At 73.5% G+C, this 21,342-nt stretch carries 24 protein-coding genes; 13 read left to right on the top strand and 11 right to left on the bottom strand.

Features of this window, described 5'->3' with window-relative positions; all coding sequences use genetic code 11:
* Positions 1 to 36: 36 nt before the first annotated feature.
* A complete protein-coding gene (locus ACWGJ5_RS35540; protein ID WP_453313751.1) occupies positions 37 to 522 on the bottom strand; it encodes a hypothetical protein in 486 nt (161 codons plus the stop codon).
* Positions 523 to 648: 126 nt separating this feature from the next.
* Here ACWGJ5_RS35540 and ACWGJ5_RS35535 point away from each other — a divergent pair, with 126 nt between their 5' ends.
* Positions 649 to 1,722 carry an NAD(+)/NADH kinase gene (locus ACWGJ5_RS35535; RefSeq protein ID WP_453313750.1) on the top strand — a complete coding sequence of 358 codons (1,074 nt, stop codon included), beginning with the start codon at positions 649 to 651 and terminating at the stop codon, positions 1,720 to 1,722.
* 28 nt (positions 1,723 to 1,750) lie between these two features.
* On the opposite strand, the gene ACWGJ5_RS35530 is transcribed toward ACWGJ5_RS35535, so the two are convergent.
* Together ACWGJ5_RS35530 and msrA are read right to left on the bottom strand one after the other, a co-directional pair.
* Positions 1,751 to 2,014, bottom strand: a complete 264-nt coding sequence (locus ACWGJ5_RS35530) for a hypothetical protein (RefSeq protein WP_453313749.1) — start codon at positions 2,012 to 2,014, stop codon at positions 1,751 to 1,753.
* A gap of 200 nt (positions 2,015 to 2,214) precedes the next feature.
* The gene (msrA, locus tag ACWGJ5_RS35525; RefSeq protein WP_453313748.1) at positions 2,215 to 2,736 is read right to left on the bottom strand and encodes a peptide-methionine (S)-S-oxide reductase MsrA; all 522 of its coding nucleotides are present in this window, start codon (positions 2,734 to 2,736) and stop codon (positions 2,215 to 2,217) included.
* A gap of 288 nt (positions 2,737 to 3,024) precedes the next feature.
* Between msrA and ACWGJ5_RS35520 the strand changes: the two genes are divergently transcribed.
* Both ACWGJ5_RS35520 and ACWGJ5_RS35515 read left to right on the top strand, forming a co-directional pair.
* Entirely contained in the window at positions 3,025 to 4,743 is a 1,719-nt protein-coding gene (locus ACWGJ5_RS35520) for a carbohydrate binding domain-containing protein (protein WP_453313747.1), read from the top strand.
* A gap of 256 nt (positions 4,744 to 4,999) precedes the next feature.
* Positions 5,000 to 5,344 carry a hypothetical protein gene (locus tag ACWGJ5_RS35515; protein ID WP_453313746.1) on the top strand — a complete coding sequence of 115 codons (345 nt, stop codon included), beginning with the start codon at positions 5,000 to 5,002 and terminating at the stop codon, positions 5,342 to 5,344.
* On the opposite strand, the gene ACWGJ5_RS35510 is transcribed toward ACWGJ5_RS35515, so the two are convergent.
* Both ACWGJ5_RS35510 and ACWGJ5_RS35505 read right to left on the bottom strand, forming a co-directional pair.
* The gene (locus ACWGJ5_RS35510; protein WP_453313745.1) at positions 5,329 to 6,240 is read right to left on the bottom strand and encodes an SDR family oxidoreductase; all 912 of its coding nucleotides are present in this window, start codon (positions 6,238 to 6,240) and stop codon (positions 5,329 to 5,331) included. The two genes, ACWGJ5_RS35515 and ACWGJ5_RS35510, sit on opposite strands and share 16 nt — an antisense overlap.
* A gap of 34 nt (positions 6,241 to 6,274) precedes the next feature.
* Complete coding sequence (locus tag ACWGJ5_RS35505) at positions 6,275 to 7,051, bottom strand: SDR family oxidoreductase (RefSeq protein ID WP_453313744.1); 777 nt, start codon at positions 7,049 to 7,051, stop codon at positions 6,275 to 6,277.
* 79 nt (positions 7,052 to 7,130) lie between these two features.
* On the opposite strand from ACWGJ5_RS35505, the gene ACWGJ5_RS35500 reads away from it, so the two are divergent.
* From ACWGJ5_RS35500 to ACWGJ5_RS35485, 4 genes are read left to right on the top strand one after another with little or no spacing between them, the layout of a single operon-like run.
* A complete protein-coding gene (locus ACWGJ5_RS35500) occupies positions 7,131 to 7,907 on the top strand; it encodes an enoyl-CoA hydratase family protein (RefSeq protein ID WP_453313743.1) in 777 nt (258 codons plus the stop codon).
* 14 nt (positions 7,908 to 7,921) lie between these two features.
* Positions 7,922 to 8,776 carry a CoA transferase subunit A gene (locus ACWGJ5_RS35495; protein WP_453313832.1) on the top strand — a complete coding sequence of 285 codons (855 nt, stop codon included), beginning with the start codon at positions 7,922 to 7,924 and terminating at the stop codon, positions 8,774 to 8,776.
* Entirely contained in the window at positions 8,769 to 9,542 is a 774-nt protein-coding gene (locus tag ACWGJ5_RS35490) for a CoA-transferase subunit beta (protein WP_453313742.1), read from the top strand. The genes ACWGJ5_RS35495 and ACWGJ5_RS35490 overlap by 8 nt, the downstream gene beginning before the upstream one ends.
* An 11-nt stretch (positions 9,543 to 9,553) precedes the next feature.
* Positions 9,554 to 10,603, top strand: coding sequence for an NAD(P)H-dependent flavin oxidoreductase (locus tag ACWGJ5_RS35485; RefSeq protein ID WP_453313831.1), 1,050 nt, complete (start codon positions 9,554 to 9,556; stop codon positions 10,601 to 10,603).
* Between the two features lie 14 nt (positions 10,604 to 10,617).
* Here ACWGJ5_RS35485 and ACWGJ5_RS35480 read toward each other — a convergent pair whose 3' ends face one another.
* A complete protein-coding gene (locus tag ACWGJ5_RS35480; RefSeq protein WP_453313741.1) occupies positions 10,618 to 11,775 on the bottom strand; it encodes an acetyl-CoA C-acetyltransferase in 1,158 nt (385 codons plus the stop codon).
* Between the two features lie 124 nt (positions 11,776 to 11,899).
* Positions 11,900 to 12,688: an SDR family oxidoreductase gene (locus ACWGJ5_RS35475; protein WP_453313740.1), complete on the bottom strand. Its 789-nt coding sequence runs from the start codon at positions 12,686 to 12,688 to the stop codon at positions 11,900 to 11,902.
* 117 nt (positions 12,689 to 12,805) lie between these two features.
* Here ACWGJ5_RS35475 and ACWGJ5_RS35470 point away from each other — a divergent pair, with 117 nt between their 5' ends.
* The 3 genes from ACWGJ5_RS35470 to ACWGJ5_RS35460 are packed head-to-tail and all read left to right on the top strand — an operon-like array spanning position 12,806 to position 15,104.
* Positions 12,806 to 12,946: a hypothetical protein gene (locus ACWGJ5_RS35470; protein WP_453313739.1), complete on the top strand. Its 141-nt coding sequence runs from the start codon at positions 12,806 to 12,808 to the stop codon at positions 12,944 to 12,946.
* On the top strand, positions 12,946 to 14,115 hold the full coding sequence (locus ACWGJ5_RS35465) for an acyl-CoA dehydrogenase family protein (RefSeq protein ID WP_453313738.1): 1,170 nt from the start codon (positions 12,946 to 12,948) through the stop codon (positions 14,113 to 14,115). Before ACWGJ5_RS35470 ends, ACWGJ5_RS35465 begins: the two co-directional genes overlap by 1 nt.
* Positions 14,115 to 15,104: an acyl-CoA dehydrogenase family protein gene (locus ACWGJ5_RS35460; protein ID WP_453313737.1), complete on the top strand. Its 990-nt coding sequence runs from the start codon at positions 14,115 to 14,117 to the stop codon at positions 15,102 to 15,104. The genes ACWGJ5_RS35465 and ACWGJ5_RS35460 overlap by 1 nt, the downstream gene beginning before the upstream one ends.
* A 374-nt stretch (positions 15,105 to 15,478) precedes the next feature.
* Here ACWGJ5_RS35460 and ACWGJ5_RS35455 read toward each other — a convergent pair whose 3' ends face one another.
* Positions 15,479 to 15,904, bottom strand: coding sequence for a CBS domain-containing protein (locus tag ACWGJ5_RS35455; protein WP_228622336.1), 426 nt, complete (start codon positions 15,902 to 15,904; stop codon positions 15,479 to 15,481).
* Between the two features lie 228 nt (positions 15,905 to 16,132).
* Between ACWGJ5_RS35455 and ACWGJ5_RS35450 the strand changes: the two genes are divergently transcribed.
* Entirely contained in the window at positions 16,133 to 16,591 is a 459-nt protein-coding gene (locus ACWGJ5_RS35450; protein WP_453313736.1) for an archease, read from the top strand.
* A 47-nt stretch (positions 16,592 to 16,638) separates the two neighbouring features.
* On the opposite strand, the gene ACWGJ5_RS35445 is transcribed toward ACWGJ5_RS35450, so the two are convergent.
* Entirely contained in the window at positions 16,639 to 18,051 is a 1,413-nt protein-coding gene (locus ACWGJ5_RS35445) for an RtcB family protein (protein ID WP_453313735.1), read from the bottom strand.
* Positions 18,052 to 18,085: 34 nt separating this feature from the next.
* On the bottom strand, positions 18,086 to 18,727 hold the full coding sequence (locus ACWGJ5_RS35440; protein ID WP_453313734.1) for a phosphoribosyltransferase: 642 nt from the start codon (positions 18,725 to 18,727) through the stop codon (positions 18,086 to 18,088).
* 290 nt (positions 18,728 to 19,017) lie between these two features.
* On the opposite strand from ACWGJ5_RS35440, the gene ACWGJ5_RS35435 reads away from it, so the two are divergent.
* Complete coding sequence (locus ACWGJ5_RS35435) at positions 19,018 to 19,503, top strand: hypothetical protein (RefSeq protein WP_453313733.1); 486 nt, start codon at positions 19,018 to 19,020, stop codon at positions 19,501 to 19,503.
* 64 nt (positions 19,504 to 19,567) lie between these two features.
* Here the strand turns inward: ACWGJ5_RS35435 and ACWGJ5_RS35430 are convergent, their stop codons facing one another.
* Positions 19,568 to 20,473, bottom strand: a complete 906-nt coding sequence (locus ACWGJ5_RS35430) for a LysR family transcriptional regulator (RefSeq protein ID WP_453313732.1) — start codon at positions 20,471 to 20,473, stop codon at positions 19,568 to 19,570.
* 117 nt (positions 20,474 to 20,590) lie between these two features.
* Between ACWGJ5_RS35430 and ACWGJ5_RS35425 the strand changes: the two genes are divergently transcribed.
* Positions 20,591 to 21,289 (top strand): type 1 glutamine amidotransferase domain-containing protein, encoded by a 699-nt coding sequence (locus tag ACWGJ5_RS35425; RefSeq protein WP_453313731.1) that lies wholly within the window; start codon positions 20,591 to 20,593, stop codon positions 21,287 to 21,289.
* The last annotated feature ends 53 nt before the right edge of the window (positions 21,290 to 21,342 follow it).

The raw sequence follows: 21,342 nt of genomic DNA, 5'->3' as shown, positions 1-21,342 counted from the left end.
ACGGCGGCGGACACGATGAGGGGGGATCGCCGCAGGTCACCGGGGCGGAGCCGTCGGGTGGGGACGCGTTTCGTCGCTCTTCCCGGCTCGTTCCGGCTTCTTCCCGGCTCGTTCCGGCCTCTTCCCGGCTCGTTCCGGCTTCTTCCCGGCTCGTTCCGGCCTCTTCTCGGCTCCTTCCGCTGGAATTGCGGTCGGGGGCGGCGGAGTTGCGGGCTCGGGCAGGGTGCGCAGCATCAGCCAGCTCAGCGCGAGCATGAGGACGAGCGGGGTGAGGGCGGACCGCGGGGTCGTGGCGTCGGCGAGCCGGCCGATGAGCGCGCTCGCCGGTCCGCCGACGCTGACGGCCGGACCCGGGGTCGTTCCCGCGGCCGTGCCGGCACGGGAGGGCGGACAGTCCTGGCCGAGGGTGACCTGGAGGGAGAACGGCACGTACAGACCGGCGGAGGTCAGCGCCACGCACGCGGCGGGCCGGGCAGGGTGCGGAAGATCCACGACGTCGGGGACGTCACCCGGAACGCCCACACACCGGGGAGGCTCGCCTTCACACGCACGCCTGCCCATGCGGCCGCGTCGGCGGCGTGGCGTGTGCGGCGGCGGGGCGGTGCGCGGTGAGGATGGCGGGCGGGAGCAGCCGGCTCGGAGGTGGGTATGACGGTGAACCGTATCGGCCTGGTGGTGCACGGCGGCCGTGCCGAGGCCATGGCCGGCGCGCGCGTGGTGCGCGAGTGGTGCGCGGAGCACGCCGTGGGATGCGCGGACATCGACGTGTGGCGGGAAGGGGCACGCCACAGTGCCCGGGAGGAGGTCGACGCGGCGGGCGATCCCGATCTCATCGTCACCCTCGGCGGGGACGGCACCTTTCTGCGCGGCGCCCGGCTGGCGGCCGAGAACGACGCCCTGGTCCTCGGCGTCGACCTCGGCCGCGTCGGCTTCCTCACCGAGGTCCCGGCCTCGGCGGTGCGCGCGGCGCTGGACGCGGTCCGGTCCGAGCGGATCACCGTGGAGAGCCGGATGCTCCTCACCATGCGAGCCTCGTGCCGGCTCGAGGTGCCCGCGCAGATGGAGGCGCTGCTGCAGTACGGCCGCGGCCCCATGCTGCCGCCGCCCCGGGTGCGCGCGGAGTGCGAGGCCGGGAACGAATGGGGCGTCGCGCTCAACGTCACCGCGCTCAACGACGTCGTCGTGGAGAAGCTGGCCAGGGACCGGCAGGTGTCGGTCGGGGTCTATCTGGCCGGCCGGCTGCTGGCCAGCTACTCCGCCGACGCGCTGCTGGTGGCCACGCCCACGGGCTCCACCGCGTACAGCTTCGCCGCGGGCGGCCCGGTGGTCTCGCCGCGTGCGGAGGGCCTGGTCTTCACGCCGGTCGCGCCGCACATGGTGTTCAACCGCTCGGTCGTGGCCGCCCCCGACGAGCCCGTCGCGCTCAAGATCCTCGAACGCTCGGGCCAGGCCGCCGTCAGCATCGACGGCCAGCTGCGCGGGGTGCTGGGCCCCGGGGACTGGATCGGCGTGTACGCCGCACCGCGCCGGCTGAAGGCGGTCCGGCTGGGCCCGACGGACTTCTACGGCCGGCTGCGCGAGCGGATGAACCTCACCGACGCGCCTGCCGCGCTCGCCGACGGCGAAGCCGCTCCCCTGTGGCCGGTGACCACACCCCGGCCGGACGACCTGGCCCACCTCGCGCTGCCTCCGACCCCCGGGGACGGGCATCGGCCGGCCTGAGATCCGGAGACGGACCGGACACGGCGATTCACGGACCCCGGGGCACGGCGGTCGACGGCCGTGTCCTGCCTGCGGACGGACGGGCGGCGGTGCGTGGGACGTCGACGGCCTCGGACGCCGTGGCAGGTCCGCGGGTGCGGATGAGAGCCGTACCCCACACCGCCCGGGCCCGGATCAGGCGGTGCAGGTGTTCCCGGAGGCGGGCTATCGCCTCGGACGGCAGGGGGTGTCCGAGGTCCGGGCGGAGCAGTGCGGTGCGGTGCTCGTGCCTGCGCCGGACGGCGATGTCCACGGCACACGAGTGCCGTCGGCGGCCGGCCGTCAGCGTCCGCCGGCCGCCGTACGACCGTGTCGGCGCGGCGCCGTGCCACGCGGCCCGGTGCAGGGCGTGCAGCCGCTACGGCCTTCCAGGCGCGCGGAGTTGACCCAGGCCGAGTTGACCCGGCCGGATGCTCGTCGACGACCTTCGGAGTTTCCGCTCCCCGCCCCGGCTCAGTCCGTCGTGGACGACTGCCGCTTCGGCAGCGTCCAGTTCGGTCGCGGGAAGTGGCATGTGTAGCCGTTGGGGTAGCGCTCCAGGTAGTCCTGGTGCTCGGGCTCCGCCTCCCAGAAGTCACCCAGCGGCTCCACCTCCGTGACCACCTTCCCCGGCCACAGCCCGCTCGCCTCGACGTCCGCGATCGTGTCCACGGCGACGCGGTGCTGTTCCTCGTCACCGTAGAAGATGGCGGACCGGTAGCTGCGCCCGATGTCGTTGCCCTGGCGGTCCCGCGTGGTCGGGTCGTGGATCTGGAAGAAGAACTCCAGGACGTCGCGGTAGCTCGTCACCGTGGGATCGAAGACGATCTCGATGGCCTCGGCGTGGTCGCCGTGATCGCGGTACGTGGCGTTCGGCGTGTCGCCGCCGCTGTAGCCGACGCGCGTGGACACCACGCCCGGCTGCTTGCGGATCAGATCCTGCATGCCCCAGAAACAACCGCCTGCCAGGACGGCCCGCTCGGTTCCCACGGTCATCGGTCACTCCCTGAAGCTCGAGCCCGGCGCGGTCACTCGACGTGCCGGTTACACGGTCACCCAGCCTAATACGGCCCGCGCGCGACCAACCAACGCCCGCCGTGGCAGCCGGCCTCCTCAGCCCCCCGGACTCCACGCGCCGTCAGAGGCTTCTGAAATCCGGAGGGACCGAGTTGGTCTAGTCCTCTTGACGAGGTGACCCGCCGGCGCTTTGGTATGTACCAACTCGGCTCGCACGGCACCACCCCACCACTCCACGCCCGAGGCATCCCCAGAAGGGGCACTGTCATGCACCTGGCAAGATTTGCGGCTTCCGCCTGCGCGCTCGCGCTCGCGGCCACTGGCGCCGCCGTGGCACTGGCACCGGCCGGCAGCGCCGCGGCGGCGGCGAGCAGCGTCTACTCCGTGGCTCCCTACGTCGACATGTCCAACAGTCAGGAAGGACTCCTCGACACCGCCATCACCGGACACCAACTCAAGGCCTATACCGCGGCGTTCGTGCTCGGCGAGGGCTGCAACCAGATCTGGGGCGACACCCTCCCCATCGGCAACGACTCCTACACCGACCCCGAAATAGCCAGGGCGAAGTCCGAGGGCGCGTCCGTCATCATCTCCTCCGGCGGGGCGAGCGGTGAGCCGCTGGCCTGGACATGCTCCACCCAGAGCAGCATCGACGCCGGATACCAGGCCCTCATCAACGACTACGGCGTCACCCGGCTCGACTTCGACGTCGAGGGCGCCGCCGTCGCGGACACCGGGGCCGCGGCCCGCCAGATGCAGGCGATGAAGGACCTCAAGGCGTCCAACCCCGGCCTGCAGTTCTCCATGACCCTGCCGGTGCTGACCAGTGGCCTGACCAACGACGGCGTCAACATCCTCAAAGCCGCCAAGAACGCGGGCATCAGGATCGACGTGGTCAACATCATGGCCATGGACTACTACGCGGGCACGGGCACCGAGATGGGCCAGGGAGCGGTCGACGCGGCCGAGGCCACGCTGGCGCAGATGCAGTCCGTCGACTCCGGTTACACCTACGCCGACCTCGGGATCACCCCGATGATCGGCAAGAACGACGACGGTTCGACGTTCACGCTCGCCGATGCCCGGACCGTGGAGAACTTCGCCGCGCAGAACGGCGTCGGACGGCTCGCCTTCTGGTCCGTCAACCGGGACCAGCCGTGCAGCGGAAGCGCCAACTCTCTCCCCACGTGCAGCGAGATCAGCCAGAACAGCCTCGCGTTCACGGACGCGTTCGTGCCGTACGAGGGCAGCTCGGGCGGCGGAGGCGGAGGCACGACGAGCGACTTCTCCCTGTCCCTGTCGCCGGGCTCCGCTTCGGTCGCCCAGGGTGGTTCCACGACCGCGACCGTCGCCACGGCCGTCACCTCCGGCAGCGCCGAATCCGTCAGCCTCTCCGCCTCCGGCGCGCCCTCCGGCGTCAGCGTCTCCTTCAGCCCCGCGACCGTGGCGTCCGGCGGCACCTCGACGCTGACGGCGACGGTCGGCTCCTCCGTCGCCGCGGGCACCTACCCGATCACCGTCACCGGGACCGCTGCCGGCGGCAGCCACAGCGCGACCTACACGCTCACCGTGACCTCCAGTGGCGGCGGAGGCGGGGGCGGCGGGGGCTCGCTGACCAACGCCGGCTTCGAAACCGGCAGCCTGGGCCCCTGGACCTGCACGGGCGGCAGCTCGGTGGTCTCCAGCCCGGTCCACAGCGGCAGCCACGCCCTCCAGGTCACCCCGAGCTCCAGCAGCACCGGCGAGTGCGACCAGAACGTCACCCTGTCCCCCAACCACAGCTACACGCTCACCGGTTGGGTGCAGGGCCCCTACGCCTACATCGGGGTCAGCGGCGGCGCCACCGCGAGCACCTGGTCGAACAACACGAACTGGAACCAGCTGACCGTCAGATTCACCACGGGCGGCAGCGGAAGCGTCACCGTCTACGTCCACGGCTGGTACGGCCAGTCCGACGTCCACGCCGACGACTTCACCCTCGGCTAGGCACACCCCGGCCCTCCCCATGCGTGCGGCGCGCCCTCCGGGAGAGGCGGTGCGCCGTACGCATCGCTCCCGACGGATCGAGCCGGCTCGGCGGGGCGCTGCATGTGACGCTCCGAACGCCGGCTGCATGTGACGCTCCGAACGCCGGCTCCGCTCCGGCGGCGCGGAGCCGGTCGCGCTCTTCCATGTCCTCGATCCACTCCTCGCCACGCCGCCCGAGGCGTTCGGCCGGGTCACGGTACCGACGCTCGTCGCGGTGGGCGCCGACGACAGCGGTGCCGCCTCCTCGGCCGACCAGCTGGTCAGGGCCCTGCCGCAGGCCACCGGGGTCGCGGTGCCCGGAGACCACTGGACGGCGGCCGGCTCGCCGGAACTGGTCACGACGATGGCCGACTTCCTCGCCGGCCATCGGCAGTCGCCGGGCGCCGCCCCCGTCAGCACACCGGCCTGGACGCGCCGCGGGATGCTCGGCGCGACGGCCGGGGCACTGCGGCCGTTGGGGACGGTGCGCCGATCAAGGCGGGGTCGGGCCCTCCACAGCGCCCAGCCCCTGGGCCGGTGCGAACGCTCGCGGAGTGCGGGAATTCACTGCGCGCCGTAGACAGCCCGCGGCGCCTCCGCCTCGGCGAGCAGTTTCAGGGTTGCCTCGCCCGCCTCCGCCGGGGTCCAGCGGGCGCCCTTGTCGGCGGTGGGGCCCGGGCGCCAGCCCTCCATGACGGTGATGCGGCCGCCCTCGGACTCGAAGACCCGGCCCGTGACTCCCACTGAGGCGGCGGAGCCGAGCCAGACCACGAGCGGGGAGACGTTCTCCGGGGCCATGGCGTCGAAGCCGCCGCCCCGAGGGGCGGCCATGGTCCCGGCGAAGGTCCGCTCGGTCATCCGGGTCCGGGCGGCCGGGGCGATGGCGTTGACCTGGACGCCGTAGCGACCCAGTTCGGCGGCGGCGACGAGGGTCAGGCCGACGATCCCGGCCTTGGCGGCCGAGTAGTTGCCCTGGCCGACGCTGCCCAGCAGTCCCGCTCCGGAGCTGGTGTTGATCACGCGGGCGCCGGGCATGCGGCCCGCCTTCGTCTCGGCGCGCCAGTGCGCGGCGGCATGCCTGAGCGGCAGGAAGTGGCCCTTGAGGTGGACGCGCACGACCGCGTCCCAGGCGTCCTCGTCGAGGTTGACGAGCATGCGGTCCCGCAGGAAGCCGGCGTTGTTGACCAGCGTGTCCAGGCGGCCGTAGGTGTCCAGCGCGGTGGCGACGAGGGAGGCCGCGCCCTCGGCGGTGGCGATGTCGCCTCCGTGCGCGACCGCCTCGCCACCGAGCGCGCGGATCTCGTCGACCACCTGCTGAGCGGGTCCGGCGGTCCCGCCGGCGCCGTCGAGGCCGACGCCGAGGTCATTGACGACGACCTTGGCTCCCTCGGCGGCGAAGGCGAGGGCGTGGGCGCGGCCCAGGCCACGGCCCGCACCGGTGATCACGGCCACGCGTCCGGTGCACAGTCCGGTCATGGGAGGAGTCCTCTCGTGGGTGTCGAAGAGCGCGTCACTTGTTGACACTTGCCGCGTCGAGGAAGGCGGGGCGCTCGCCGCCGCCGTGGACGTGCAGGCTCGCCCCGCTGATGTAGGCGGCCCGGTCGGAGGCGAGGAAGACGCAGGCGTCGCCGACGTCGGCGGGCGCGGCGAGGCGGCCGAGGGGGACGGTGCGGCCGACGGCGGCGAGGCCGTCCTCGTCCCCGTAGTGCAGGTGCGACAGTTCGGTGCGGACCATGCCGGGGACGACCGTGTTGACCCGCACCCGCGGTGCCCATTCCACGGCCATGGAGCGGGCGAGGTGGTCCAGGCCGGCCTTGGCCGCGCCGTACGCGGCGCTGCCGGGTGAGGGGCGGGTCCCGCTGACGCTGCCGATCATCAGGATCGACCCGCCGACCCGCTGACCGCGCATCACCTCGTACGCGGCGAGCGACGCGGTGAGAGGGGCGAGGAGATTCAGCTCCACGACCCGGGCGTGCCGGCCGGCTCCGCCCTCGCCGAGCATCCGGAAGGGGGTGCCCCCGGCGTTGTTGACGAGGGTGTCCAGGCGTCCGTACTCGCCCCGCACCCGCGCGAAGAAGGCGTCGACCGCGTCGGCGTCGCGGAGGTCGACGGGGAGGAAGCGGGCGGTGCGGCCGGCCGCCTCGACGGGTTCCTCCGGGGGCCGCCGCGCGCAGGTCACGACGTCCGCGCCCGCTTCCAGGAACGCCCGGGCGATGCCGGCGCCGACGCCCCGGGTTCCGCCGGTGACCACCGTGACGCGACCGGTGAGATCGATGACCGCCGCCAAAGGACACCTCCCGCAGCGCGCGCTCCGCTGCTACCTTCTCGCCTAACAAACGTTTGGTGGAAAGGTAGCTGATCTGCTCATGGGTGTCTCCACCTCCGTCCCCGAAGAAGGCGTCGCCGTCGTCACCGTGGACTTCCCGCCGGTCAACGCCCTTCCCGTAAGGGGCTGGTACGAACTGGCCGCCCGCGTGCGCGCCGCCGGCGCCGACCCGAAGGTCCGGTGCGTGGTGCTCACCGCCGAGGGCCGCGGCTTCAACGCCGGCGTCGACATCAAGGAGATGCAGCGCACGGCCGGACACGAGGCCCTCATCGGCGCCAACCGCGGCTGCTCCGAGGCGTTCGCCGCCGTGTACGACTGCGAGGTCCCGGTGGTCGCCGCCGTACAGGGCTTCTGCCTGGGCGGCGGCATCGGACTGGCCGGAAACGCCGACGCGATCGTCGCCGCCGACGATGCGGTCTTCGGCCTGCCCGAGCTGGACCGTGGCGCCCTCGGCGCGGCCACCCATCTCGCCCGGCTGGTGCCCCAGCACCTGATGCGGACCCTGTACTACACCTCGCGCACCGTCACCGCCGAGGAACTGCACCGGCACGGCTCGGTGTGGCGGGTGGTCCCGCGCGCTCAACTCCTCGATGCCGCACTGGAACTGGGCCGGGAGATCGGCGCCAAGGACGGGTCCCTGATCCGCCTGGCCAAGGCGGCGATCAACGGCATCGACCCGGTCGACGTGCGCCGCAGCTACCGCTTCGAGCAGGGCTTCACCTTCGAGGCCAACCTCAGCGGCGTCGCCGACCGGGTCCGCGGCACCTTCGGCAAGGACCGGGAATTCACCGGCAGGGACGAGGAGCAGCAGCCGTGAGCAGGGACAAGACCATGACCGCCGAGGAGGTCGTCGGCCGGCTGGACAGCGGCATGACGATCGGCATCGGCGGCTGGGGTTCGCGGCGCAAGCCGATGGCACTGGTGCGGGCGCTGCTGTGCTCGGACGTCACCGACCTGACCGTCGTCTCCTACGGCGGCCCGGACGTCGGCCTGCTGGCCGCCGCCGGGAAGATCCACACACTGGTCGCGGCCTTCGCCACCCTCGACTCCATCCCGCTGGAGCCGCACTTCACGGCGGCCCGGCAGCGCGGCGCGCTGGAACTGGTGGAGCTGGACGAGGCGATGTTCATGTGGGGGCTGACGGCGGCCGCGCACCGGCTGCCCTTCATGCCGGTCCGGGCCGGTCTCGGATCCGACGTGATGAGGGTCAACCCCCGCCTGCGGACTGTGCGTTCGCCGTACGAGGACGGCGAGGAGCTCGTCGCCGTCCCGGCCCTGCGCCTTGATGCCGCGCTGGTGCACCTCAACCGGGCGGACGTGCACGGCAACGCCCAGTACCTCGGCCCCGACCCGTACTTCGACGACCTGTTCTGCGAGGCCGCCGACGCCGCCTACGTCTCCTGCGAGCGGATCGTGGACAGCTCCGACCTGCTGAAGGACGCCGGGCCGCAGACCCTGCTGGTCAAGCGCGCGTTCGTGAACGGCGTCGTGGAGACACCGAACGGCGCCCACTTCACCTCCTGCGTCCCCGACCACGACCGTGACGAGGCGTTCCAGCGGGCCTACGCACGGGCCGCCCGGGACCCGGAGGCCTGGCGGGCCTTCGCCGAGCGGTTCCTGTCCGGCGACGAGGCGGCGTACCAGGCCGCGGTGGCGGCGTTCCACGAGGAGGCGGCGCATGAGTGACACCCGTACGACGGCGAAGGCGACGCGCGCCGAGTACTGCGTCGTGGCCTGCGCCGAGGCATGGCGGGATGCGGGGGAGATACTGGCGAGCCCGATGGGCACCGTCCCGACGATCGGGGCGCGGCTGGCGAAGCTGACCTTCTCCCCCGACCTGCTGCTGACCGACGGCGAGGCCCTGCTGATCGGCGACGTCCCGGCGGTCGGCGCCAGGGCCGGGGTGGTCGAGGGCTGGCTGCCGTTCCGGCAGCACCTGGCCCTGGCCGCGACCGGGCGGCGGCACGTGATGATGGGCGCGAGCCAGCTCGACCGGTACGGCAACCAGAACATCTCCTGCATCGGCGACTGGGCCCGGCCCACCCGGCAGCTGCTGGGCGTGCGCGGCGCCCCGGCCAACACCCTCAACAATCCGACCAGTTACTGGGTCCCGCGGCACTCGAAGCGGGTGTTCGTCGCGCAGGTGGACATGGTCTGCGGCGTCGGCTATGACCGTGCCGCCGCGGCCGGTCCCTCCGCGTCCCGCCACCACCGCATCGCGGACGTCGTCAGTGACCTGGGCGTCTTCGACTTCCGGACGCCCGACCGGACGATGCGGCTGCGCTCGCTGCACCCCGGGGTCACGGTCGAGCAGGTCGCCGAGGCCACCGGCTTCGCGCTCACCGTGCCGGACGAGGTGCCGTACACCCGGGACCCCACCCCCGAAGAGCTGCGGCTGATCCGCGAGGTCATCGACCCGAGGGCGCTGCGCGAGCGCGAGGTGCCCGCGTGAGCGACTTCGCGATCGCCACCCCGCTGACCGGGCTCGTCGGTGTACGGCACCCCATCGTGCAGACGGGAATGGGCTGGGTGGCCGGTCCCCGTCTGGTGTCCGCCACCGCCGCCGCGGGCGCGCTCGGGATCCTCGCCTCGGCCACCATGACGACCGAGCAGCTGCGCGCGGCCGTCCGCGAGGTCAAGTCCCGTACCGACGCGCCCTTCGGGGTCAATCTGCGGGCGGACGCCTCGGACGCGGCCGAGCGGGTGCGGATCATCGTCGAGGAGGGGGTGCGGGTCGCCTCGTTCGCGCTCGCGCCCTCCCGGGAGCTGATCGCCCGGCTGAAGGACGCCGGTGTGGTCGTCATCCCGTCCATCGGCGCCCGGCGGCACGCCGAGAAGGTCACCGCGTGGGGCGCCGACGCGGTGGTGGTGCAGGGCGGGGAGGGCGGCGGGCACACCGGGAAGGTTGCCACCTCCGTCCTGCTTCCCCAGGTGGTCGACGCGGTCGGCATCCCGGTCGTCGCGGCCGGCGGCTTCCACGACGGCCGCGGACTGGTCGCCGCGCTCGCCCACGGCGCCGCAGGCATCGCCATGGGCACCCGCTTCCTGCTCACCTCCGACAGCACCGTCCCCGACGCGGTCAAGGCCCGCTACCTGGCGGCCACGGTGGACGACGTCACCGTCACGACCAAGGTCGACGGACTCCCCCACCGGATGCTGCGCACCGAGCTGGTCGACTCCCTCGAACGCTCGGGCCGGGCGAGGGCGCTGCTGCGCGCCGTACGGCACGCGGCGTCCTTCAAGGCGCTGTCCGGCATGAGCTGGACGCGGATGGTCCGCGACGGTCTGGCCATGCGGCACGGCAAGGAGTTGACGTGGAGTCAGGTGCTGCTGGCCGCCAACACCCCCATGCTGCTCAGGGCGTCGATGGTCGAGGGCCGGACCGATCTGGGCGTGATGGCCTCCGGTCAGGTCGCCGGTCTGATCGACGACCTTCCGTCCTGCGCCGAGCTCGTCGACCGGATCATGGCGGAAGCCCGGGCCACACTCCGCGGACTGCCCCCGGCCGAGTAGCGGGCTCCCCTGCGTCAGAGCCGCTCGACGATGGTGACGTTGGCCTGGCCGCCGCCCTCGCACATGGTCTGCAGGCCGTAGCGTCCGCCGGTGCGCTCCAGTTCGTGCAGCAGCGTGGTCATGAGCTTGGTGCCGGTGGCGCCCAGCGGGTGACCGAGGGCGATGGCTCCCCCGTTGACGTTGACCTTCTCCGGGTCGGCGCCGGTCTCCTTCAGCCAGGCGAGCACCACGGAGGCGAAGGCCTCGTTGATCTCCACGAGGTCGATGTCGTCAAGGGTCATCCCGGCCTTCTTCAGGGCGTACGCCGTGGCCGGGATCGGCGCGGACAGCATCCGGATGGGGTCCTCGCCGCGCACCGAGAGGTGGTGGACGCGGGCGCGGGGCGTCAGACCGTGCTCCCGTACGGCTCGTTCGCTCGCGATCAGCAGGGCGGAGGCGCCGTCGGAGACCTGGGAGGAGACGGCCGCGGTCAGCCGGCCGCCTTCGACCACCGGCTTCAGGCCCGCCATCTTCTCCAGGGTGGTGTCGCGGCGGGGACCCTCGTCGCGGGTCACCCCGCCGTAGGGGACGACTTCGCGGTCGAAGCGGCCCTCGTCGATCGCGCGGACGGCCCGCTGGTGGGAGCGCAGGGCGAACTCCTCCATGTCGCGGCGGGAGACGCCCCACTTCTCGGCGATCATCTCGGCGCCGGTGAACTGGTTGACCGGCCGGTCGCCGTAGCGGGCCCGCCAGCCCTCGGAGCCGGCGTAGGGGCCCTGGGTGAGCCCCAGGGGTTCGGCGGCCTGGCGGGTGGCGAAGGCGATCGGGATCATCGACATGTTCTGCACGCCGCCCGCGACCACCAGGTCCTGCGTGCCCGAGAGCACTCCCTGCGCGGCGAAGTGCAGGGCCTGCTGGGAGGAACCGCACTGGCGGTCCACCGTCACGCCCGGCACCTCCTCGGGCAGCCCGGCGGCCAGCCAGCAGGTGCGGGCTAGGTCGCCGGCCTGCGGGCCGACGGTGTCCACGCAGCCGAGGACGACGTCCTCGACGGCGGCCGGGTCGACGCCCGAGCGCTCCATCAGCGCCGTCAGCACATGGGCGCCGAGATCGGCCGGGTGGACGGCGGCGAGCCCGCCGCTCCGCCTGCCGACCGGGGTGCGGGCGGCTTCCACGATGTATGCCTCGGCCACGGCCACTCCTTGGGGGTCGGTGTGGGGGATCGGTGCGGGGGATCGGTGATGCCTGCGGTGTCGGTGGGAACACGGCCGGCTCGCCAGGTACGCGGACCCTTCTGGCGGAGGGCGCCCGCGGGGCTCAGGCGTGCTGGCTGCTGACGGACAGGACCTCCCCGGTCAGGTAGGAGGAGTAGCCGCTGGCCAGGAAGACGATGACGTTGGCCACCTCCCACGGCTCGGCCCAGCGGCCGAAGGCCTCCCGGGCGGTGAGTTCCTCCAGCAGTTCCGGCGTGGTGACCTTCACCAGGTGCGGGTGCATGGCGAGGCTGGGCGAGACGGCGTTCACCCGCACGCCGTACTCCGCGGCCTCCACGGCGGCGCAGCGGGTGAGGGCCATGACTCCGGCCTTGGCGGCGGCGTAGTGCGACTGGCCCCGTTGCGCCCGCCAGCCGATCACCGACGCGTTGTTGACGACGACGCCCCCGGCGCCTGCCGCCTTCATCCGGCGCAGCGCGGCGCGGGTGCAGCGGAAGGTGCCGCCCAGGGTGACGTCGAGGACCTTGGCCCACTGCTCGTCGGTCATCTCGACCAGGTCGGCGGTCCCGCCGAGTCCGGCGTTGTTGACAACGACGTCCAGGCGCCCGTGCCGCTCCTCCACGAAGTCGAAGAGGGCGCCGACCTGGCCCTCTGCGGTGACGTCGCAGGGCAGCGCCGCGACACGGTCCGCGCCGAACTCCGCGGCCAGCGCGGCCTCCGACTCCTTGAGCCTGCGGGCGTGGGCGTCGGAGAGCACGACACGGGCGCCTTCCTCCAGCAGCCGGCGCGCGGTCGCACCCCCGATGCCGGCGCCCGCGGCGGCGGTGACCACGGCGGTACGGCCCTGAAGGAGGGCGTGGCCGGGGACGTAGGGCGGCGGGGGCGTGGTCACGGACGGGCCTCCTTCGGCAGGCCGAGTACGCGCTCGGCGACGAGGGCTCCGGTCGGCTCTCGACGGCTGACGGGCCGTACGTTAACCTACCAAACACTTGTTAGGGAAGGAGGGCGGATGCCCGCTGCCCGCACCGCGCCGAGGGAACCCGTCCGCTCCGCACGCCACGACCCCGTCGCCGCGGCCACCATGAACAGCGGGGAGTCGGCGGCCCGGATCGCCGGGACACCGCGCCCAAGCAGGGAGGCGGGCAGCTGATGGACCTCGACTTCTCCGCCGCGGACGACGCCTTCCGCGCCGAGGCCCGCACCTGGCTCGCCGACCATGTGCCCGGCACCCCGCTGCCCTCGCTGGAGACGGCGGAGGGGTTCGCGGCCCACCGGGACTGGGAGCGCACCCTGTTCGCCGACCGCTGGTCGGTGGTCTCCTGGCCCGAGGAGTACGGCGGCCGGGGCGCCTCGGTGCTGCGGTGGCTGATCTTCGAGGAGGAGTACTACGCGGCCGGTGCGCCCGGCCGGGTCAGCCAGAACGGCATCAACCTGCTCGCCCCCACCCTCCTCGAGCACGGCACGCCGGAGCAGTGCGCCCGCGTCCTGCCGCCCATGGCGGGCGGCGAGGTGATCTGGGCGCAGGCCTGGTCCGAACCGGAGTCGGGCTCCGACCTCGCCTCGCTGCGCTCCACGGCCGTACGCACCGAGGGCGGCTGGCGCGTGAGCGGCCAGAAGACCTGGTCGTCGCGGGCGGCGTTCGCCGACCGCGCCTTCGGACTGTTCCGCAGCGACCCGGACGCCGACCTGCCGCACCACGGGCTGACGTACCTGATGTTCCCGCTGGACGCGGAGGGGGTGACGGTCCGGCCCATCGGGCGGCTCGACGGCAAGCCCGCCTTCGCCGAGATCTTCCTCGACGAGGTGTTCGTGCCCGACGCGGACGTCATCGGCGAGCCCGGCCAGGGCTGGCGGGTGGCGATGAGCACGGCGGGCAACGAGCGCGGGCTCACCCTGCGCAGCCCCGGCCGGTTCACGGCCGCCGCCGACCGCCTCACCGCGCTGTGGCACTCCGCCGCCGACCCGTCCGACACCGCGCTGCGCGACCGGGTCGCCGACGCGGTGATCGGCGCCCGCGCCTACCAGCTGTTCGCCTACGCGGCCGCCTCACGCCTGGCTGCGGGAAGCCCGATCGGGGCGGAGTCGAGCCTCAACAAGGTGTTCTGGTCCGAGCTGGACATCGCCCTGCACGAGACCGCCCTCGATCTCCTCGGCCCCTACGGCGACCTCGCCGACGACGCCGACGAGGCACCCGCGCACGGCGGCTGGGCCGAGGGCTACGTCTTCTCCCTGGCCGGCCCCATCTACGCGGGCACCAACGAGATCCAGCGCGACATCATCGCCGAGCGGCTGCTCGGCCTGCCGAAGGGACGCCGGTGATGCGCTTCCTCCTCGACGCCGAGCAGCGCGACTTCGCCCGTTCACTGGACGCGATGCTGACGGCGGCGGGCACGCCGGACGTCGTACGGTCCTGGGCCGCCGGTGACACCGGCCCCGGCCGCGCGCTGTGGAACAGGCTGGCCGAGGCCGGGGTGTTCGCGCTCGGGATACCGGAGCGTCATGACGGCCTGGGCACCCGGCCGGTCGAACTCGCCGTGGGCTTCGTTGAGTTGGGGCGCCACGCGGTGCCGGGCCCGCTGGCCGAGACGGTCGCGGCGGCGGCCCTCCTGGACCGGCTGGGCGATGCGACGACGGCCGCGGCATGGCTGCCGGGGATCGCTGCCGGCAAGGTCGTCGCCTCGGTCTGCCTGCTGTCCCCCGACAGCCCCTACGCACTGGACGCGGACGCCGCCGACGCGGTGTTCGTCGTCGAGGGCGACACCCTGCGCCTGGCCGAGGCGCACGGTCCCGTACAGCGCTCGCTCGACCCGGCCCGGCGGCCGGCCCGGCCGCTCGGCGGCACCGTGCTGGCCCGGGGGCCGGCCGTCGCCGCCGCGGCCGCGCACGCCGCCGAGGTCGCGGCGCTGACCACCGCCGCGCAGGCCCTCGGGCTGGGCCGCACCCTGCTCGACCGGACCGTCGAACACGTGTGCACGCGCAGGCAGTTCGGGGTCGCCATCGGCTCCTTCCAGGCCGTCAAGCACCGGCTGGCCGACACGCTGATCGCCCTGGAGTTCAGCCAACCGCTGCTCCACGCGGCCGCGTTGGCGATGGAGCGGGGCGACGCCGGGTGCGGGCGCGAGATCGCCGCGGCGAAGGTCTGCTCCTGTGAGGCCGCGTACGCCGCGGCGCGCACCGCCCTGCAGCTGCACGGCGCCCTCGGCTACACCGAGGAACCGGACCTGTCCCTGTGGATCCGCAAGGCCCGCGCACTGCGCACCTCCTGGGGCACACCGTCGGCCTGCCGGGCCCGGGTGCTCGCGCCCTGACGGCTGTCACCCGCTCCATACCCACTGTTCGCCCGGCCCCGTCCCCGCGGCCACGTCGGCGGCCTCGACGGCATCGGGACCTGCGGCAACGGCGTCAGGCTCGGTCAAGCGGGGAAAGGGGGCGGCGGTCATGGGCGGGGCGATGGGCTTGCGGGTACCGGCCGGTGCGGACGCCGAGCGGTGGGTCACGCGGGCCGGCTGCCGGCGCGGCCGGAGTGCCCGAGCTGCCGGCGCAGGCCGGGCTGCCCGTACCCGTTTCCACCGGACTCCCCCCGATCCGCCACCGCCGCCATGCCATCGATCCGGTCTTCCCCACCGCACAGGACTTCACCCGGCGGTCGGCGGTCGTCTCGACGATGCCGGCGGGGGACGGTTCAGTGGTTGGGTTCCGCCCTGCTGATCTCCGCCAGCGCCGAGTGGGGGTCCTCCACGGCCGCCAGGTCACCGATGCTGACGAACCCGACCGGGCAGCCGCCGCGTTCCACGACGGGGAGCCGGCGCAGGCCGTGCCGGCGCATCAGCTCGACGGCGTGGTCCGTGGTGTCCTCGGGAGTCAGGGTCAGCACCGGAGGCCGGCTGCACACCGTGCCGGCCGTGGTGGTGTGCGGGTCCAGTCCCACGGCGAGCGTCCGGACCACGATGTCGCGGTCGGTGAGCACTCCGAACAGATCGCAGTCGTAGGCGACCAGCACGTCACCGATGTCGTGCTCCCGCATGAGGAGCGCCGCCCGTTCCACCGTGGTCATGGGCTCCACCGCCACCGCGCCTGGCGACATCACGTCACGTATCCGCCGTGTCATCGGGCACCTCCCGGATCCGAGATGGTGAGGCGTACCGCCTCGACCGCCCGCGTAGCCAGGGACGGCACAGGCAAACCGGCTCGTGCGGTATGCGCCGCGCGCGGTTCCCGGCGGACCCCGGCCACACCGGCTGTCCGCACCGGGCGGCGGGGAGCAGACATGGCGCCGTCGGGCCCGGCGAGTGACGATGGAACCCGAGGGGGAGTCGCAGAAGGGACCACGGCGGCCATGGTGGGTGACATCAGCGACGAGCTGCGCGCGCGGCGCGAGGGCGAGAACGGTCACCGCTCGATGCCGCACACGGCCGACACCCGTCTGCAGGCCTGGGGCACCACCCGGGAACAGTGCCTGACCGAGGCCGTAGGCGCCATGGTCGAGGCCTTCGCCGATGTGTCCGAGGCGCACCCCACCACGATGGAACGGGTCCGTCTCGCCCCCGGAGACGACGCGGACCTGCTGGTCGCGCTGCTGGACGAGGTGGTCTACCGGCTCGAGGTGACCGGCCGGGTCCCCGTCGACGTGGAGGCGGAGCCCACCGACGACGGCGGGCTGGCGGTACGGCTGTCGCTCGCCGACCTGGCGAACGTCACCGTCATCGGTGCGGCGCCCAAGGGTGCCTCCTGGCAGGAGCTGCACATCGGCCCGGACGCGTACGGATGGTCCTGCACGGTGATCGTGGACGTGTGACCGCACCCGCGCACCCCTGCCGCCCGGGCGCCCGCAGGCCGCCGGTGTCAGCCCTTCACCACCCCGAGCGGCACCAGTCGGGCCACCTTCCGGCACAGCCCCGCGCCCTCGCTCGCGGCGACGACTGCGTCGACGTCCTTGTACGCCTCCGGTGTCTCCTCCGTCAGGCCGCGCCAGGACTTCGGGCGCGCGGCGATGCCGGCGTGCCGCAGCCGCGCCCGCAGCTCACTGCCGGTGATGCTGCGCGCGGCCTGATGACGGCTCATGGTGCGGCCCGCACCATGGCAGGTGGAGTGGAAGGCGTCGCCCCGCTCCACGCCGGCGAGCACGTACGAGGCCGTGCCGAGGGTGCCGGGGATCAGCACCGGCTGCCCGAACTCCCTTATGTCCTCGGGCAGTTCGGGATGACCGGGCGGGAAGGCACGGGTGGCGCCCTTGCGGTGCACGCACAGCCGCCGCCGCTGACCGTCCACCGGGTGCGTCTCGATCTTGGCCAGGTTGTGGGAGACGTCGTACACCAGCGTCAGCCTCGTACCGGCGGCGCGCCGGAACACGCCACGCGCCGCGTCGGACAGCAACTGCCGGTTCGCCCGGCCGTAGTTGGCGGCGGCGGCCATGGCCCCGAGATAGTCCTGGCCCTCGGGCGAGTCGACGGGCGTGCAGGCGAGCTGCCGGTCGGGCACGGAGATGCCGTAGCGGGCCATGGCGCGGTCCATGAACCGCACATGGTCGGTGCAGATCTGGTGTCCGAGCCCGCGCGAGCCGCAGTGGATCATCACGCACACCTGGCCCGGCCCGATCCCGAAGGCGGCCGCGGCCGGGCCGTCGTACACCTCGGCGACCTGCTGCACCTCCAGGAAGTGGTTGGCGGAGCCCAGGCTGCCCACCTGGCCGAGGCCCCGCTCCCGGGCCCGCTCCCCGACCTGGGTCACGTCCGCGTCGGCGACCGCGCCCCCGTCCTCGCAGCGCAGCAGGTCGCGTTCCTCCCCGTGGCCCTGTTCCACGGCGTAGCGGGAGCCGCCGTCCAGCAGCCGCTCCAGCTCTCCGGGGCCGGTGAGGCGCCACACGCCGCCGGGACCGGCCCCGCGCGGAATCGCCCGGTCCAGGCCGTCCATCACGGCGGTCAGCGCGGGCCGGAGTGTGTCGCCGTCGCAGTCGGCGGCCAGCAGCCGCACCCCGCAGGAGATGTCGAAGCCGACGCCGCCCGGCGAGACCACCCCGCCGGCGTCCACGTCGGTGGCGGCGACACCGCCGATGGGGAAGCCGTACCCCCAGTGGATGTCGGGCATGGCGTACGAGGCGGCGACGACGCCGGGCAGCATGGCCACGTGCACGACCTGTTCCAGGGACTGCTCGGCGTCCCGGAGCAGCTCCCGGGACGCGAACACGACCCCGGGCACCCGCATGCCCGCGTGCGGCTCGATGCGGTAGCGGAAGGAACGTTCCTCGACCAACTCCATCGCGGCCTCCGCTCCGGCCCGGCACGCCCTGGCGTCACTGCCCGTGCAGCGCGGCGAGCACGTCGTCGTCCGTCAGCTGCTCGAAGTCCTCGTACCACTCCCCCACGGCCAGGAACACGGTCGGCCGCTGCAGGCAGAGCACCTCGTCGGCCTCGCCGCGCAGCAGTTCGGCCGCCTGCGGCGAACACACCGGCGCCGCCAGCACCAGCCGCTCCGGCGACTGCCGGCGCAGCCAGCGCAGCGCCGCGCGCGCGGTCGCCCCGGTGGCCACCCCGTCGTCCACCACGATCACGGTACGGTCGCGCACCTCGGGCGCGGGCCGGCCCTCCCGGTACCGCTGCTCCCGGCGGTGCAGCTCGGCCCGCTCCCGCTCCACCGCCTCCTCCAGGGCCTCCTCGGTCAGACCGAGTTCGTCCAGGGTCAGCTTGTCGAACAGCGGAGGATCGTCACCGGCGAGCGCCCCGACGCCCAGCTCCTCCTGGAACGGCGCGCCGATCTTGCGGGCGACCACCACGTCGAGCGGTGCCTCCAGCGCCCGCGCCACTTCGCGGGCCACCGTCACCCCGCCACGCGGCAGGGCCAGCACGACCGGATGCGTCAGTGCCCCCGCCTCCTGCCGGATGCGCAGCCGCTCTGCCAGCTCCCGGCCGGCGTGGACGCGATCATGAAACCGCATGCCCAGTCGACTCCTTCCACACCTGCGCCGTGCTCGTCACCGGGCCACGACGTGGGGTCGTACGACGGCTCGCGCCCGGCAGGTGCGCCTGCTCGCACTCGGACGACCGGACGGACACACGGCACCTCCCTCCGGCGCCCCGGCCGGGTACCCGGACAACACCGCCACGACACGGGGCACGCACCGACGTGTCCGCGGCTTCGGGAGCTCGGCTGCCGAGCGGCAACGCCCGCGGCGGCGGACGGCGGCCGCGCGGCGGAGCGACGAGTATGGAACGGAGGAGCTGAGCGATGGCACGCATTCTCGTCGACGGGGACGACGTGGTCGTACGCCTGTCGTGGTGGCAAAGGGCGGCCGCCCGCCGCGGTGACGTGCGGGTGCCGCTGGCGGCGGTGTGCCGGGTGACGGTCGAAGCCGCCTGGTGGCGCGCCCTGCGCGGAGTCCGGCAGCGCGGCACCTGGATTCCCGGCGGCTGGTCCATCGGCACGCGCGGCCACACCGGCGGCGCGGACTTCGTGGCCCTGCGGCCCGGCAGACCCGCCGTCGTCCTGGAACTGCGGCCCTCGGCTCCCTTCCGGCTCCTCGCCGTGTCCGTACCGGACGACGACGAGGCGAGGGCCACGGCCCAGCGGCTCGGCCGGACCGCGCCGGGGATCGACACCTCCACGCGCTACCGGCAGCCGGTTCCGGTTCCCGGGGAGACCTCCGGCGGGAGCGCCCCTCGCCCCCTGCCCGGGGCCGCCGAGAGGCACCCGCGCGAGGAGCGTGCCCACTGAGTGACGGCGTCCGGGACGTGCCGCTCTCCACGACTGCAGGTCTGGTGGTCCACGGGCCGTGCCGTCACCGGCCGCCGACGGCACGCAGCAGGTGGTCGCGGACGCGGATCACGTCCGGGTTGTCCTGGACGCCCGGTCGCTCGACCAGGTAGCCGGTGTTGATCGGAGGGTCGTCGGGCTCGTACAGGGGGACGAGGGATCCGGAGGCCAGTTCACCGGCGCACAGATAGCGGGGCAGCACGGTGAAGCCCGCGCCGGCGACGACCGCGGCCTTCACTCCGCGCAGGTCCGGCACGGTGACGGCGGCGGGGCAGGAGAGCCGGCGGCCGAAGACGTGCCGCCAGTAGCGGCGGGCGATGGGCAGGTCCTCCGCGTACGTCACCAGCGGAACCGGGTGCAGCACAGAGGGGCCGTCGGCGGCGAGCGGCTCCTTCAGCCGCTCGGCCCACGCGGGCGCCGCCACCAGCACGAACTCCTCGTCCAGCAGCGGCACCGCGGACAGCGCACGGCCCCGGGGGCGGAGCGTGGCGATCACCAGGTCGTGGCGGCCCGCCCGCAGCTCCTCGAGCAGCGCGTCGGTCAGGCCCGTCGCCACCCGCAGCCGCACCCCGTCCGCCACGAGCGGCGCCAGCACCGGCAGCACGCTGGTGCACAGCAGCTCGGCGGGACCGGCGAGGTGCACCGGCTCGGCCGTACGGCCGTCCGCAGGATCCGGTCCGGCCACGGCGGCGAGCAGGTCGAGCCCCGGCGCGACCCGCACCGCGAGCTCGTCCGCCACGGCCGTCGGCGCGACCCCTCGCGGCAGCCTTTCGAACAGCTCCCGCCCCGTCTGCCGTTCCAAGGTGCGCATCTGTGTCGTCACCGTGGGCTGCGACAGCCCCAGCAGCTGGGCGGCACCGGTGAACGAACCCGACCGGTACACCGCGAGGAACGTGCGCAGCAGGTTCAGATCGAGGGGGTTGTCGCTCACGCATCAAATGTAGCCATAGGAGTTCCAATGTCCGGCATTGGAGTCCTCATTGGAAACGAATGGCTCGGAGCCCTACGTTCGAGAGCGAGAACTTTCTCCCCTCCCGGAAGAAGCACCATGTCGAAGATCCTCTTCGTGATGACCGGCGCCGACTACTGGACGCTGGCCGACGGCACCAAGCACCCCACCGGCTTCTGGGCCGAGGAGGCCGTCGCCCCGTACGAGGCGTTCAAGGCAGCCGGTCACGAGATCGTCGTCGCCACGCCCGGCGGCGTCGTCCCGGCCGTCGACCGCGGCAGCCTCGCGCCCGAGGTCAACGGCGGCCAGGAAGGCGCCGACCGGATCGCCGCCGTCCTCGCCTCCATGGCCGAGATCGAGAACCCGATCCGGCTGGAGGACGTCCGCCTGGACGACTACGACGCCGTCTTCTACCCCGGCGGCCACGGCCCCATGGAGGACCTCGCCGTCAACGCCGCCTCCGGCCGGCTCCTCGTCGACGCGCTCGGCTCCGGCAAGCCGCTGGGCGTGGTCTGCCACGCCCCGGCCGCGCTGCTCGCCGCCGAGAAGGGCGACGGTTCCAACGTCTTCGCCGGTTACCGGGTGGCCGCGTTCACCAACGCCGAGGAGACGCAGGCGGGCTTCGCCGACAAGGCCAGGTGGCTGCTGCAGACGCGGCTCGAAGAGGCGGGCGTCGACGTCCAGGCCGGCGAGCCGTGGGCGCCCAACGTGGTCGTCGACCGCAACCTGGTCACCGGACAGAACCCCGCCTCCTCCGCCCCGCTCGCCGCCGAGCTGCTGAAGAAGCTGGGCTGCTGAAGAAGCTGGGCTGAACTGCGAGCGCCGGCCGGCTCGACGAGGCCGGCCGGCGC

This window comes from Streptomyces sp. NPDC054783 (assembly GCF_053611725.1).
This window is presented reverse-complemented; position numbering and strand designations above follow the sequence as displayed.